This window comes from Limisalsivibrio acetivorans (assembly GCF_000421105.1).
In the GTDB taxonomy this organism is placed as follows: domain Bacteria; phylum Chrysiogenota; class Deferribacteres; order Deferribacterales; family Geovibrionaceae; genus Limisalsivibrio; species Limisalsivibrio acetivorans.
On the sequence record NZ_ATWF01000001.1, the window covers coordinates 1,784,313 to 1,800,782 of the forward strand.

A 16,470-nucleotide genomic window follows, 5' to 3' on the forward strand; every position below is an offset into this window, starting at 1 on the left:
TTACTTCTTGTCCGCCGCGGCTCTTGCAACCTTCTGCCCGGTTTTGAATTCCTCTTCGAAATGCTCCCTTACACTGCCGGGGTCGAAGCTGAGGAATGTTCCGCCTGATTCGAAGTGCTGAACAAAAACCCTGCCCACTGCATACGTTGAAGCGCCGGCAACGATAGGCATTCCGAGTGCGCCAACGGTTGTACCCACAACGGGAACCGCCTTTAAAAGACTTGCTACGGGTAAACCGAGGCCTGCGGGGATGAGTCCGCCCACGAGGGAGCTGAGGATGTTCTTAACACGATCCTTCTTGAAGGGGATGCCGTAGAACTTGGCAAGCTTGTTGAGCATATCGATCTGAACGCCCGTAACACCAACAAAGTCTACAACGGGAATAGGGACGAGACCAACACCCATGGCGGCATAAACGTGCTTCTTGACAGTTTCGTCCGCCTTCTCCTTGCGCTCCTCAAAGCTGAGGGTCTCAAATACTGTTTTTTCTGCTGTTTCCATAACAACCTCCGATTTTTTTATTCTAAGCAACAATCCGTCTATTATATTTTTTAATATCTCTACAACCTTACCAGTATACTTTGCAATATGCCAACATTCTTTTCTATGTGACCGCTCCTGAGCATTTCAGGGTGCTCTCCGCTCCCTTCGTAAACCGTGAAGCTCGGGGTAAGCTCTTCCCACCCCTCCTTCGATACCTTAAAGGGAATATCAAGCTCCATCTCATTTCCTCTAACGTAGTGTATCGGGGCGTTTACTGGCTCCTCTTCGTATCGGGAGTCCATATACCTGTCGAAGTGCTCTATCGCTTTCAGGAGGCTTTCCCTGTTCTCCGTCTTAAGATATCGTTCATCCACCATCGCAAGATATTCCTGCGCGTTATTACGGTACTCCTCATCGCTGAAGCTGAACGTCTCATACCTGCGGTAGTTGTCTATGAAGATCATAGCATCTATTTCCCTTCCCCGCTTCTCCAAAACACGTGCAACCTCGTAGGCGAGATTCCCCCCAACGGAAAACCCGAGGAGTATGAGCCCGTCTTCGGGCTGAATCGATTCCGTAATGTCCGCAAAGGCCTCGGCCGGATTGTCAAATGCTTTATAGTTAAAGGAATAGAAGCTGAAGCCATCGATAAGCTTTGCGATATCATAGTAGGTGTAGCCGTATACAGTTCCGGGAGGAAAGCAGATCACCTTCCGCTCCCCATCCTCCTTGAGGACAAGGATATCATCATCCTCGCCGGTGCTCACTTTCTCCTTCTGAAACAAAAGCTTATCTATATATCTGGCCATATCGGCAATGGTCTGCTTCTCGAAAAGCTCATTGAAAGAGAACTTAATGCCGAACCGCTTCTGCAGGTCTTCATGGATGCCGAGGGATGTAATGGAATCTCCGCCAAGATCCTCATAATCATCGTAAAGATCCAGCGTATCATACCCAAGCTCTTCCCCCCATACGGCGGCTATTATCCTCTGGGTACTTGTGAATTCCTCAGCACCCGTGAGCTCAATATCCCCAAGCTCATCCCCGGCAATCTCATCGGAGGTGAAGTACGTCTCCCTTATCCTGCTCCCCTCCATCAGGAGGGTCTTGTTGGGATCCGTGCTTTTCCCAACGGCGGTGTATGACGATTCGGGTATACTGTCGAGGCACAGCTTCGCCTCCAGATTACTAAGAGGGGCAAAGGATTCATCACGCACCACCTCAACGCCTGCGGCCATACCAACATCCTTCCACTCTGTCCACGCCAGTGATTTTATCCTTCCGGCTTCATCCCTTTCTGCAAGGGAATCTAGGAAGGCGTTTGCCGCTGCATACCCCGCCTGTCCGGGTGCTCCCGTGATGGCGGAAAGGGAGGAGGCCAGTATTGTGAAATCCGTATCGCTGAATACCTCGCATATGTTAAGCGCACCCCTTACCTTGGGTGCAAGGGTTTTTCTGAACGCATCTATATCTGCCGAGCTAAGGAACTTGTCCTCTGCTGTTCCTGCGAAATGAAATACTCCGGCAAAGCGGCCGTAGCCATCTTTGAGTTTTTGTACATCTCTGATAACGCTCACATCCGCCGCTTCGGTGAAGATTCTGCATCCGTTCTTCTGAATCCTGCGCAGTGCAGAAACAATCCTGAATGATCCATCTTCGAGGGTAAGCAGAGCGTCCCATTCTTTCTCATTCGCAAAGCCGGAGCGTGAGGCGAGCACAATGTCGCAGTTTGCCCTTTCGGATATGTATTCCGCCATGAACAGCCCTATCCCGCCAAGTCCGCCAGTTATAAGATACCTCTCCCCATCGTTCAGTGGTAGAGGGCCACCTGACTGCTCTTCAGCGAGTATCTCCCGCTCAATACGGTCACCGTTAACACGAAGGCGAAAACCCTCCACATCAAGGAGCTGGAATAGGTCTTCCGGTTTCTCATCCTGTATTTGCACAAAGCTGTACCTTGTGTTTGGTCTCTCCAACTCAAAGGCTCTGCCGATGGCAGCTGCAGAGGAATGCAGAGGAGCTGAGGGCTCCCTTCCGGCGATGATGAGTTCCAGCTCACCGTCACCCGTAGATGCAAGGGAGGAGAGAAACATAAAAAGCCTGTCCAGTGTATGTTCCGGCTCGATAAAAATATCGGGGAGCGTATATACGATTCGCCTGTTCCGGGTTGCATAGAATTTTCTCACAAAGCTCTGGAGGTTGTCTTTGGAGATGCGCTCCACCCCTACGGGTGCTTCGTAGTCATCCCAGCAAACAGATTTCACATCCTCTCCAACATCACCGGGCTCACCTCCGAAAAAGCAGAGTACCGGCTGTGTATCTCCCTGCGGTTCAAAGGCTCCGGCATCGCACCACTGCTTGACATGGAAGTAACCCGCCGCCCCTCCACGGCTTCGCATCATCGTATAATCATCTATTTCCACAACGACATTGCCATCGGTGTCCGTAACTTTTACATCGAAATAAGCATACCTGTCATCCGAGCCTTTCAGGCGGGAGAACGCCAGACAGTCGGGCGGAACCGTGCCGAAGACCTTCATCTTCGGGAAGAGAAGCGGTATACACTCTCTTGCTTCCCTATGGAAGTTGAAGCCGATATCCGAGACTGGAGGATAACAGGGGTATTCCTGCGCAAGGGGTCTGTACTCGGGAAAAACTGAGATTATGCATCCGCATCCATCCGCACCCTCTCCTGCGTACTCAAGGCAGTCCCATTTATCGCTTACAGAAACATCCCCATACATTTGGTTAAACTCCTCCCTCAGGGCATAGGGCTTTGGAAATTCCTTTTTTATATCGGTACGGGGCATCCGGCTGGGCTTCTCATCAAGCACTTCTATGCGCCACTCCGCCACTGTGCGCCATTCGCCGTTGTGGCAGTACTCCAGCACACAGTGCTCACCCCTATCCCCGGGATGGACTGTGACCACAATCTCTACCTCACCCTCGTTAGGAACCTCAAGGAAGTGGTTCAGGCGCAGATCCCTCACAAGCTTCGGTTTGTCTCCGTATATCCGCCATGCCAGCTCAAATACCTGGTCCACTACTGAAGACCCTGAGAGAACCCGTTTCCCTCCTATTTCGTGGTCACTGAATATCCATGATGAGGAGTATCCGGCGCTCGCCCTGTATGTGGAGAATCTTCCTGTTTTTATTACCTCGTGGTCAAAGAGGCTGAAACGTTTACTTTTCTGCTTTCTGCCGAACCAGTGTCTATCACGTTCGAAGGGGTAAAGGGGGAGATGAACCCTTCCGGCACTGGTGAGTTCTGCGGGGAAGAGGGGTTCGGCTCCGCCCGCATAGATATCAAGAATCTCCCTTACTGAATGAAGCTGTCCGTCCCTGAGCATGGCCGCAAGCTCTTCCCCCTTCTCTCTGGCCTTTGCCGGGGTTATACAACCATCCTCATTGCGCCTCTTGTCCCTAACGATGCGGTGTGAACCGGAAGCCTGCTGATAATCAATATTCATGAAGGTATCAGAGGTGCTTCTATACTCCCTGTCCGCATAGATATATCTATGCTCAAAGTGCTCCCTTCCGCCAAGGAGGGTTGCCGACACCTCTGCGGGGTGGAGATCATGCTCTTTTACGTACCTATCCATACTTTCCGTAAGCCTTTGAAGGGCTTCCGGTGTCTTTGCGGAGAAGGTGAACAGATAGGGTTTACTCTCCTCCGTAATCCTCCGCCTCTCCGGAGGGGTTGCAAGTGTTACATGCACATTAGTACCGCTCAGACCGAAGGAGCTCACCCCTGCATAAAGCTCACCGTCACCAAGCCCAGTGTGTTCGCCGGTTGGATACACTGGTGCGTTATCGAAATCAATCTGGGGGTTCGGGCGGCTAAAATGTACAGTTCCGGGATATATCCTGTGGTACAGTGAGAGTGCCCCCTTTATAAGCCCCAGCAGTCCGGCGGCGTTATCTGTGTGTCCTGCATTAGATTTAACCGAGCCCACGGGGCAGATACCCCTTTTATCCGTATATGTTTCAAAGGCCTTTGCAAGCCCCTCTATCTCTATGACATCTCCGATTTTCGTTCCGGTTCCGTGGGCCTCTATGAAAGACATCCGGGAGGGGTCTATCCCCCCCTGTTTCCATGCATCACGTATAACATCCGCCTGCACCTCAGCATCGGGTGCGGTTATATTCTGGGAGCGACCGTTCTGGTTTATCCCGCTCCCCTTGATTACGGCATATATGCTGTCGTTATCCCGAACGGCTTTATCAAGGGGCTTAAGGAACACGGCCACCGCCGCCTCCCCGCCCCCTGTGCCGTCAGACATCTCATCGAAGGGCCTGGTTCTGCCGTCTGCGGATTCGACCTCTGTTCTGTTTATGCTCCTCAAAGGGGCCAGAACCAGCTTACATGCACCCGCTATGGCAGTCTCACACTCACCCCTGGATATGGAAACGCATGCGTTATGCACAGCTGTGAGTGATGAAGAGCAGGCGGTGTCCACCACAGATGCCGGACCTTTCAGGTTGAGGAAATGGGAGATCCTCGCCGCAGTCATGGAGGGGGTGAGAAGCTCGAGAAGCGTGTTCGGATCATCAATATCCGAAACCACACGCTCATATGTGTTGAAGCTTCCGTTTCCGCCGATGAAAACCCCTGTCCTACTCCCGTATATGGCTCTACCTGCATAGCCCGCATCCTCTGCGGCGTGCCACGCTGTCTCCAGAAGGATCTTCTCCTGCGGGTCCATGAGGGAGGCCTTTTGCGGAGGGATCCTGAAAAAGCGGCTGTCGAACTTGTCATGGTCCTTGAGATAGGCAAGCTCCAGAAAATCGCAACCGGCTGTGTCTACTATCATCTTAGTATCACGAACCCTCTCAATGCTGGGTGGTGTTACAAAATCACGCCTATCCATCAGGGCTTTCCAAAACTCATCCGGGCCGGTACAGTCACCAATGCGGATGCCTATGCCGATAATGGCAACCTCGCCCCTCTGCTCTTCGTTCTCTATTATCAATTCAGGTTTTTCACTCTTATCTATATCCAGAAGCTTCTTCATATAACCTTACCTGCCGCATCAAGGATCCTGACGTATACATCACACATCCGCAGAGCCTCGTCACGCTTGATCCTCTCGGAGAAAACCGCCCGCATACTGCTCTGTTCCGGCTTAAAAACGATACCAAATACCTCCGCCAGCCTGTCCATATCTCCATCACCTATGAGGACAACGGGCAGGATACCCTCAATAACTGCATCACCGTATCTCAGGCACCTCTTTAAACCTTCCTCTACGGAGGCTATCAGGCCGTCCATGCTTTCTGCATCATCAAAATCGACGTTGTTCCAACAGAGGACATCCCCTTTTACGGAGCCGGCAGGAGCCCGCTCCATACCGTAAAGCTCGGCAAAAAGGTATGCCAGAGTTGCAACCCCTTCCCCTTCGCTAAGATTCGCCCTTCCATTCATAGGAGCACTCAGCCGGAGGAGGCCGCCCGCCCTCGTTTCTCTAATGTCATCACTAAGGGGGATACCCTCTATACGAATCTTCTCACCCTCAATACTTAATCGCAGTCTATCAGCCTGAGATGCGATTGTGCTGAAACGGAAAAGCTCCGCAAGGCGGAAAAGATCGGGGTACTCCTTCTGGAGCCTGCTGTGGAGCCTGACCAAGAGAACGGAGTTACCCCCTGCCTCGAAGAAGGTCTCCTCGGCAGAGAGATCATCATGACCAAGAACACCTTTCCATATATCGAAGACAGCCTGCTGGTATTTATCATCCAGCGGCTCCCCCCTGCCCTCTTCAGCGGCAACGGGCATCTTCGAAAGAGCCTTCCTGTCCGCTTTTCCCCCGGGGGTAAGGGGTATTCTTTCCAGTTTAACAAGCGCCGCCGGCACCATATAGCCAGGGATAAGGGAGTACAGGGCATCCTTTACGGCAGTCGTTTCCGGCTCACCCGCATAGAAACCGGCGAGCTCAGTCATACCACCCCTTTCAAAGGGGACAACAGCGGCGGAGGAAACACCTTTAATATTGAGGAGTGCGTTCTCCACCTCGTTCGGTTCGATGCGGTATCCCCGAACCTTAACCTGATCATCGCTCCTTCCGGCGAACTCTATCTCTCCACGCTCGCTCCAGCGACCCACATCACCTGTACGGTATACTCTTTTACCGTCTATCTCGATAAAAGCTGTGGAGCTCTGCCCGGCATAGCCCATGCCCACACATGCCCCGCCGAGGTATATACCACCGTATATCCCTGTCCCGCAGGGGTTGAGGTTCTCATCAAGAATCTCTGCAGTTGTGTTTATCGAGGGTGTGCCAATGGGGAGCACCGCCGGATAATCCACGCCTCTTTCCGCCTGAAGCTTTACAGACTCCACGGTGCATTCGGTTGGTCCGTAGCAGTTAACAACCTCCACATCGGGATGAGCATTCATAAACTGCTCCACAAGCCCTGAGGAAACGGCCTCCGAGCCGATGAGCATACGCCTGAGTGCGGGGAGTTCCGTTTCGCATGTCCCAGCTGAGATCAGCATGGAGAGTAGTGAGGGGGAGTTATCCATAAGGGTGACACCCTTATCACGTATATACTCAAGGAGAAGCTCCGCATTTAGCACAAGGTCGTCGTGGGGCATCAACAGAGTGTGACCGCATGCAAGGGCAGAGCACACCTGCTTCACAGAGACATCAAAGGCTCCGGAAACGCTGACCATCTCCCTTACGGGTGACTCAATACCTGCATAGCTCTCCAGCTCTGTCATATAAACAAGGTTTCGCAGGTTGTCATGGGAAACACGAACCCCCTTCGGCGTACCAGTGGTTCCAGAGGTGAATATATAGTATGCACAGTCACCCGTCTCTACCGGTTCGGCATTTATCCTAGGCAGTTCCCGGCAGTTTACGGCCATCTGCCTGAAGCTCAGCGGAACATCGGTTCCGGCTATTATCAGCTCCACCCCTGCGGTCTTTGCTATATAAGCAAGTCGCTCCTCGGGGTGGTACGGTGTCATGAATGTATAGGAGGCGCCGCTCATAAGTATCCCGAGCATACCTGCGGCGAGGATCTCGTCCCTCTCCGCCATGAGAGCCACGGTGTCGCCGGTTCCAAACCCCCTTTTGACTATCTCCGCACAAACTGCCATCGCATCTGAGCATAGCTCGCCGTAGGTTACGGTTCGTTCGGTAGTGACAACGGCCGGTCGATCGGGGTGCTTCAGCCCGTTCTCCAGGAACCTGTTGCGGAAATCGAGTACAGGGAGCTGTGCAGGCCTGCCAACGGAAAGACCTCTGAGCCTTTCGAGCTCATCCTCGGGAATGTAGTCTAGGAAGGCGGTGCGTTTTTCGGGTGCATTAAGGGCGGATCTCAGGAAAATCTCAAGATGATGCGCAGTCCGTTCTGCAGTGGAGAGCTTGAAAAGCTCGGTGGAAAACTCAATGTCCAGCCTCAGGGAATCACCCGAACGGCTGAAGAAGAATGTCATATCAAAGAGCGAAGAGGAGGTCTCAAGCCCCCTCGTTTTCAGTTTGAAGCCGTCCCCCTGCATCTCTTCAGAAACGGTATCCTGCAGGATCATCATGGTATCGAAGAGGGGCTGACGGTTTGCCTTTCTTGGTATATCAAGCTCATTCACAATGGCATCAAAGGCACAGCTCTGGTGATCCTGCGCCTCCGCCACGGTGTTTTTAACCCTTGCTAGCAGGTTCATAAAGCTGTCATCCCTGCTGAAGGCCACCCTCAGCGGGAGTGTATTTATGAATATCCCGATGGTGTTCTCCACATCGGGGTGGAGCCGGCCCGAAACGGGTGTGCCGATAACCGTATCCCTGCTTCCTGTGTATCTGTACAAAAGACCGTAAACCGCTGTGAGCAGGAGGGTATATGGTGTCGCTCCCAGTCTGGCAGCCCTCTCCTCAAGTTCCTTCCAGCTTACTGACTCGAATATCCTGTGAATGGATCTTCCTTTAAAGCCCATAACCTCCGGTCTTGGGAAATCCGCAGGGAGTTCAAGCTCAGGAATATCGCCGGAGAATCGTTCCAACCAGTAATCCCTGTCTCTGGCGGCGAAACCGCTCAGCATCTCATCCCCTAGCCAACTGGCAAAGGAGGCGTAGTCCGCCTTTAATTCCTTAAGCTTAGGCTCATCCCCCATGGACAGGGCTGTGTACCTCTCAAGAACCTCCTCTATAAGAAGTTGGAGCGACCAGCCGTCGGATATAATATGGTGCATAACCACAGAGAGAACGCTCTCTTCGGAGGATTTGAATATGTTAACCCTTATCAGGGGGGGCTTTGTTATATCGAAGGGCTTCGCTGTCTCTTCCTTTGTTTCAAGATCCAGCTCTTCTGTATGTATAACCTTAACATCTATAACGCACTTTTCTGCAACATGCATAATGGGCTCATGGGGGTCTGCAAAGCTACGAAGTGCGTCATGCCTCCTAGCCGCACCGGTGAACGCCTCGGAAAGAAGGGCGGGATCCAGCTCCCCCTCTATACTGAACTGTAGAGGCATATTGTATGCAGAGCTCCCCCCCTCCATTCGGGAAAGAACCCAGACCCTCCTCTCGGAGGCTGTCATATCCCGCTCCGCTCCATACTTAATGGATGGGATAGAGCTGAACATCCGGACGTTCCTCTGCTTTATTATATCTGCGATTCCGCCCACTGTAGGGCTTGCGAAGAACTCCTTGAGCCCCACCTTAGTGCCGAACTCCTTCTGTATCCTGCCCATGACACGAACAGCGCCGAGGCTGTGCCCGCCAAGCTCAAAGAAGTTTGCAGAAGCGGAGGATACAGCAATGCCCAGCACATCGGCGAAGATCTCTCCAACGGTTTTATCTACACCTTCCAAAGGCTTCTCGGTATCTCCACCATGCTTATCCCTCTCGGGGTAAGGCAGAGCGTTCCGGTCGATCTTCCCGCTTGCATTCAGTGGAAAGGACTGCATGTGCGTATAAACTGAAGGGATCATATAAGGGGGTAACTTGCGGCCAAGGGCTCTTTTAATATCCTCAGCAGGAAGCTCCTCCGGAGCTGTATACCAGGCGGCGAGATACTTTGCCCCATCTTCACCAAGGGCATCCGCAACGGCGGAATCGATTCCCTCAACAGTTTCAAGGGTTCTAGCCACCTCTTCGGGTTCAACCCTGTGCCCCCTTATCTTAACCTGTGCATCCCTTCGGCCAGTGAAAACAAGGCTGCCGTCGGGGAGCATACGACCCGTATCGCCAGTTCGGTACATCCTACCCCCTTCAAAGAAGGGATCGGGCACAAACTTCTCTGCAGTCAGCTCATCTCGGTTAAGGTAACCGAGTGCCACACCAGCTCCGCCGACACATATCTCCCCCACCGAGCCTGGGGGGAGGGGCTGGAGATTTTTATCCAGTATGTAGATACTTCCGTTGGGTATGGCACGCCCAATGGGAATGAGTCCACCTTCGTAGTCCGCCGGAACCTCATGCCAGCTTGCGCAGACGGAAATTTCCGTCGGACCGTAGGCGTTTATATATCTCAGACGGGAGGAATACCTGTGGACATCCCGCTCAATGGGAGCCTCACCCGCCGTAATAAGCGTTTTAAGCCATGGGAAATCTGCACCTTCAAGGCTGTTCAGGTAGGATGGGGGGAGGGTAGCAACGCTCACCTTCTCGTGCCTCATAAGCCTTATGAATCGCTCCGGTTCGAGAATTGTCTCCCTGTCTGCAACTATGAGGGAGGCACCGGACAATAGCGCCATGCCTATCTCGGACATGGAGGCATCGAAACCGAGGGAGGCGAATTGCAGAACGCGCTCTCCGGCTCCGGCTCCCCATGCAGCAGCTTGGGCAGTTACTGTGTTTACGATCCCCCTGTGGGGTATGCAAACACCCTTCGGTCTTCCTGTGGTTCCTGATGTGTAAATTATATATGCCGGGTCTTCAGGACTGAGACCCTCCAGAATGAAGTTCTCGTAACGGTTCTCTGTTATGTTGGGGGTATATACGGGCACCCCGCCTGTGTCGAGATCCCTGTCCGCAACTATACACCTTGCCCCGCAGTCCTCCAGTATGTACTTTATCCGCTCTTCGGGATAAACGGGATCTATGGGGACATACACACCGCCGCAACGGAATATGCCCAGTATTACGGCAGGGGAGACGGCGTTCCTCTCGGAAAGATAGGCGACCCTGTCACCGGGCTTAACTCCGTATTCCACGGCCAGCACACCCGCTATTCCGGAGGAGAGCGTTTCTACCTCTTTATATGTAAGCCCTAGGCCGACACATCGTACAGCCTCCGCATCGGGCGTTTTTACAGCCTGCTCAAAGAAAATCTCCTCGAAACGCTTATCGGGGATACTCTTCTTGCTCCCTATGATTGCGCAGTACTCCTTCTCCGGCATGATCCTTAGCTCGTCCAGTGCCTTGTCGCCGCCGAGGGACACATCCAGAAACAACGCTTCGAAACCTCTGGCCAGATGCTCCGCCTCCTCGTCGGGGATAACAAAAGGATTGTAGTTGAAGAAGATGTTTACATCACCGTCATCGTATTCATCCACCTCTATGGAGAGGCTCTCCTCCCTCGCTCCCGTGTCCAGAGTGAACATGCTCATGGGTGAGCCACCGAAGTTCTGGTTATAGCTAAGCTTTCTGTAAACAAAGGTTATGTCAAACAGGTTCCCTGTGAAGCCCTCCTTTGTACGGCAATCCTTAATGATCTGCCCCAGCGGATAGCGCTGGTATCTATAGGATGCTCTCAGCTCCTTGCTTACAGCCAGTGCAAGCTCAAGGAAGCTCCAGTCCGGCTCTATCTTTATGCGCAGGGGCATCATGCTCATAAACATACCTGAAGTGTTTCGGAACTTCCGGTTGTTCCTGTTAAGGATAGGCATGCCGATAACAATATCATCCTGCCCCTTGGTGCGGTAAAAATAGGCATAGCTAACAGCCAGAAGGAAATGGAAGGAAGTTATATCGTTCTCCGCACAGATGCGGAGCATGTCGTTGTAGCAGTAGCGCTTCATGCTTAGTGTGAGACGTTTGGTCCCGAGGGTATCCCGTTCACTAAGGCCGCTCTTGGAACCTGTGAAGGAGATGGGCTCAGGTAGATCGGCAAACTTATCGTTCCAGAACTTTGCCCCCTTTTCAAAACCCGGGGATGAGAAATACTTCTCATCATCCTCCACAAAATCACGGTAGTTGAGGATATCCTTTTCGGGTGTCCCTCCTGCCAATAGAGTATTGTAGAAGCTGGTCAGGGTGTCTGTGAAGAGCATGTGACCGAAGGCGTCGTTTATTATATGATGAAACTTTGGATACCATACCCAAAGCTCTTCATCCACCTTTATGAGAACATCCGCTCCAAGGGGGTAACCGTCGATGGGAACGGGGTTCTTAAAATCGTCCATAACCCAGTCGATGGCCTCCCTGTAGGCACTGGGTGAATCGGAAAAGTCGATAATCGTAGGAGGATAAAGCTCGTGTCCAGTACTCTGCATAACACCGTCAGGCGTGTACTCAAGTCTGGTCAGAAACGCATCGTGAACACCCAGGGCAAGCCTGTGTGCTTTCTTGAAAAGTTCGACATCTACGTGCCCCCTTATGGGCGCAAAGCCTCCCATATTATATTTCGGAGTGGGACCGTACAGAAGTGAGTCAACATAGATAGCCTCCTGCGGAGAGGAAAGCCTGTAGTTGCCGGACATATCAGCCTCCATGTCATATTAAAAAAGGGTGTCTAGTTTAGTGAGCGGTTATACTCCGGCTTCAGCTCATTCAGAATAATCTCCCTGTCCCCCTTAACCTGCATAAGGTAGAATGGACGTTCTAGAACCTCGCCATTGGGGGAGAAGCGGTAAAAACCGTTCACACCGTTATACATCTCTATATATCTAAGAAAGTATGATAGATTGAGCGGCTCGAAGGAGCCTGTGGTTCTTATGGAATCGGCAAGCATGTGCAGAGTATCATAGGCTGTTGCTGCATATGCATCGGGTTTTACGCCGTATTTCTGCCTGAATTTTCTGACGAATACCTCATTTTCAGGGTCATCTGAATAGGGGTCGTAGTATGTAAAATACATGGAATCATCGAGGGCGTTCCCCGCTATCCCCCTCATCTTATCAACGGCAGTAAACGCCGCCGCATAGGGGAGGGTTACCCCCATATCACGCATATCACGGATAAAATAGCCTGCCCATGGCTCATAGCCGGTGAGGAACACGAGATCGCAATCCTCGCTCTTCATATCATGAATTATTTCGTGGAAATCATACTCCCATCGGAAATAGGAGCTGTTCCGGCAGATGTCCATATCGTAAAGATCCATATAGTATTTGAAATGAAAGGCGAGATCCTGACCGTACTCATCCTCCTGCGTCACTATATAGATACGTTTATACCCCTGTTCCGCCAAGGTTTTGACCATCTTCTCAGCTATCATTTTGGTGTTTACGCTGGTACGGACAAAATACTCGAAGTCGTGACCGGAAAGAAAGGCGCCGAATGCTCCCGTGTCCAGGAAAAGGAGCTTGGCCTTCTCATACCCTATGGATGTTTCCGCCGCTATGGAGCTGTCGTAGTGCCCTATCACAGCAAGCATATCCTTTGTCCGGATAAATCCATCCGCAGCACTTCTCGCCTTGTTCTTGTTTGAGGCGGTATCCTTTATCACAAGACGCATCTTCCTGCCGAGAACCCCAATGGAGTTGATCTCCTCCACCGCCAGCTGTATACCCTCAAGGAAGAGGTCGTTATTGGTTGAAAAAGGCCAGACTACACCCACTTTAAACTCTGTGAGGTTGTCGTTTTTTAATGCCTGGGTCCTCATCTCGCCATAATCCATAGGCGTTCTGAGATCGCTTATTATAAAATAGAGCAGAACCAGACCGAGTATGTATGCAGTTATCCTCATAGGCTGACTAACCTATTTCCCCAGGATAAGGGGCAGACCTTCGTCACCCGCACCTATAACAACGATCTTGGAGTTGTCGGACTTTGCAAGCTCCTTCGTTGCCATAATGCCCTGCCACTGCAGGATCTTATCATCGATACTCTCTGAAAGTAGTCTGTTGTAGTTCTTAAGACCTTCAGCCTCGAACTGCTTCCTCGCCGCCTCCTTCTTGGCAACGGAGAGCCTGTATTCGTACTCCTGATCCAGCTGCTGCTGGGCCAGCTTCGATTCGATAGCTGCGGAGATCTTCATCGGAAGACTTATCCGCTCTATGGGTACATAATCCAGGGCGATGAACCTTGACTCCAGCCTCGCCTTGGAGAGTGCGGAGACCCTGTCCTGGATAAGTTTCTGGGTCGTATATATATCCTCCGGCTTGTTCTGGCCTATCACTGTTCTGATAACCGAACGCACCTCGGGGAATATGATCGTCTTCGGGTAATCCGGTCCCACACGCTGGTGTAGCATGGGGAGGAGCGGTATGTTCGGATAGTATATAACGGAGTATTCAACCTCAATGGTGAGGCCGTTGAGGGTGAGCACCTTGATGGTATCGCTTATCTTCTGCTTGCGGACGCTGTAAACATACATCTTATTGAAGGGCCATATAACGTGCAACCCCTCGCCGTATATCCGGTTCACCACAGTACCGCCGCCGAAACGCCGCCAGAGAACACCCTGCTCACCAGGCTTTATGGATATAAATATCATATCAAAGTAGAAGATCACGACGAAAATGGCGATAAACAGGAGTATTACAAAATAGGGCTTCTGGTTCTTCATAAACTTCCTGAACCTTTTGAAGGCCCCCTCCTTTATCTCTGCTATTTCATCCATTCTTTCTTCGTTCATCCTTCACTCCGTCCGTTGCTAATCTCGGTAACTTGACCGAAGTCCATGGAGAGAACCCTGTCCGCTTCGCTGAAATAGCGATCGTCATGGGAAACGGCGATAACTGTTTTACCACGCTTCTTAAGCTCCGGCACAAGTGTATAGTAAAAATATCTCCTGAAGTGGGGGTCCTGATCCGCCGCCCATTCGTCAAACACATAGATCTCTTTGTCTTCCAGATATGTAACAATCAGAGCCAGACGCTTGCGCTGCCCTGTGGATAGATTCAAGTTTGTGAAGCCGCTGTCTTTGAAATCCGTCTTATGATCTATCTCCATAAGCTCCAGAAGCTCTTTCACCTTTTCTGGGTTGACCTGTTGCATGCCGTAAAGCTTGCTGAAAAGGTGGAACTCGGCGAAGATCACGGAGAAGAGTTCCCTGTAGCTCTGGGAATTCTGCCTCGTAACCTTCGTATCATCAAGCAGAATTTCACCCTCATCGGGGAAATAAAGGGCAGTCATGAGCTTCATCAGCGTTGTCTTACCGCTTCCGTTTCCTCCGACAATAAAGAGCACTTCACCCCTGTTTATCTCGAAATCGAAGGGGCCTGCTGTGAAGGAGGGTGCACCGTCCGGGTCTTTGTATGAGAAGATCAGCTCCTTAAGCTTGATCTTATCGAAGTTCTCCGCATTCTCTATCTTATCATCGGAATCAATATCCTCTCCCTTCACAAGAGTATCTATCTTGTCCTCAAGGCCGTAGATATTATTCACCGACAACTGAACCTCGGAAAGGATGGGGATCTGCATAACCGTGTTGGTTAGCGGTCCTATCAGGAAAAGTATAGCTGTAACCACCTTAACGACGGTATCGCCGAACTCGTTTGATACGGCGGGCATGATAAAGACTATCGTTCCGATTAGTACGTAGAAGAACGTCTCTGCAAAAACATAGTTATTTGCAAACTCAAGCATCACGTTCGCTCTGGTGCGCCGAACACCCCCTGAACGCTTACGGAAATGGCTGCGAACATCAACACTCTTCGCCCTGTTCATCTTAAGCTCTTTGAAGCCGCTGAGGACATCGGTTATCGTGTCAAAGAGCGCATCCTCCTCCTGGGAGGATTCATACAGGTTCTGCTCCAGTGTCTTCCGGTTGCGCAGATATATATATGTAGCGAAAAGGATCATGGACATGCTTATCAAAAAGGCCGGAATGGAGATAAAGGCGATATAAAGCACTGTGAACATAACCATAACCGAGGACTGTGCCGCCATGAAGATGGAGCGCATGTTCTGGGATATGGAGGAGGTTTCCCTGCTTATTCGTGTGTAAATATCCGAATCGCCAATGGTCTCAAGGGTTCTTAGATCACACTTGAGAACCTTGTCCACAAGCCTCGTGCGGACCTTGTCCACCGCCTCCTCTATGATTTCGCTGGAATGATAGAGGAGGTAGCGAAGGGAGTAAATGAACATCCCTATACATAGTGCGAAGTACAAAAAGTATTTAGGATCAGGCTTTTGGAGGAAATCCGGAGAGATTGCCTTGTTGACCACAGCGAGAAGGAGAGCGTTGGATATACCCGACAGGGCGGTCATAATGACCAGCTTCCTGTCTACCCCGCTCGATTCTCTTTGAAGGAACTCTACGGATTTACTGGCAAAGTAGTCTTTCAAGCCTGCTTCTCTTCTCCGCTTTCCTGGTTCTTCTCCTTCTCAAGATCCTCTGCGACTTTCTTTCCTTCCTCGAAATACTCTTTGTAGTAGTCCTTTACCTTATCGGGGTCGAAGGAGAGGAGGGTTCCGCCGGATTCATAGTGCTGGATAAAAACCTTGCCAAGAGCATAGGCCGAAGCACCGGAGAAGATGGACATGGAAAGACCGCCAAGTATGCTTCCCACAACGGGAACCATTTTAAGAATACTTCCCACAGACCCTCTTGAGAGTGAGTTGGGGATTATGGAGCCGAGGAGCGATGCGATTATCGCCTTCCCTTTGGACTCGGAGAACTCCACATCATCATAGTATTTGGAAAGGTCGGAGAGCATCTTGAGCTGAACGCCGGTCACTGCGGCGAGATCAACAAAGGGTACGGGGATGAGCCCTGCGCCCATTGACCACCACATATAATTACGAACCGTTTTCATAGCCTGAAACTGCTTGTCCATGTCTGAAACTCCTTTTTGATTTTGACTGCTTTTTATTGTAGCACTTATTATCAAGAAGAAAACCCGAAATTGTCATAGAATATACAGAAATACGA

General features: G+C 51.2%; 7 protein-coding genes. All 7 read right to left on the reverse strand.

From position 1 onward, the window contains the following. Genes K300_RS0108505 through K300_RS15135 form a run of 7 tightly spaced genes read right to left on the reverse strand, consistent with a single transcriptional unit; the run spans position 1 to position 16,375 of the window. Positions 1-501 (reverse strand): YcjF family protein, encoded by a 501-nt coding sequence (locus K300_RS0108505; RefSeq protein ID WP_040463083.1) that lies wholly within the window; start codon positions 499-501, stop codon positions 1-3. A gap of 59 nt (positions 502-560) precedes the next feature. Beyond that, positions 561-5,498, reverse strand: a complete 4,938-nt coding sequence (locus K300_RS0108510) for a beta-ketoacyl synthase N-terminal-like domain-containing protein (protein ID WP_022851249.1) — start codon at positions 5,496-5,498, stop codon at positions 561-563. Further along, a complete protein-coding gene (locus K300_RS0108515) occupies positions 5,495-12,127 on the reverse strand; it encodes a non-ribosomal peptide synthetase (protein WP_022851250.1) in 6,633 nt (2,210 codons plus the stop codon). The genes K300_RS0108510 and K300_RS0108515 overlap by 4 nt, the downstream gene beginning before the upstream one ends. A gap of 32 nt (positions 12,128-12,159) precedes the next feature. After that, positions 12,160-13,335, reverse strand: coding sequence for an ABC transporter substrate-binding protein (locus K300_RS0108520; protein WP_022851251.1), 1,176 nt, complete (start codon positions 13,333-13,335; stop codon positions 12,160-12,162). Positions 13,336-13,347: 12 nt separating this feature from the next. After that, entirely contained in the window at positions 13,348-14,226 is an 879-nt protein-coding gene (locus K300_RS0108525; protein ID WP_022851252.1) for a prohibitin family protein, read from the reverse strand. Next, positions 14,223-15,884: a cyclic peptide export ABC transporter gene (locus K300_RS15130; protein WP_022851253.1), complete on the reverse strand. Its 1,662-nt coding sequence runs from the start codon at positions 15,882-15,884 to the stop codon at positions 14,223-14,225. Before K300_RS15130 ends, K300_RS0108525 begins: the two co-directional genes overlap by 4 nt. Next, a complete protein-coding gene (locus K300_RS15135; protein WP_022851254.1) occupies positions 15,881-16,375 on the reverse strand; it encodes a YcjF family protein in 495 nt (164 codons plus the stop codon). Before K300_RS15135 ends, K300_RS15130 begins: the two co-directional genes overlap by 4 nt. Positions 16,376-16,470: the final 95 nt, after the last annotated feature.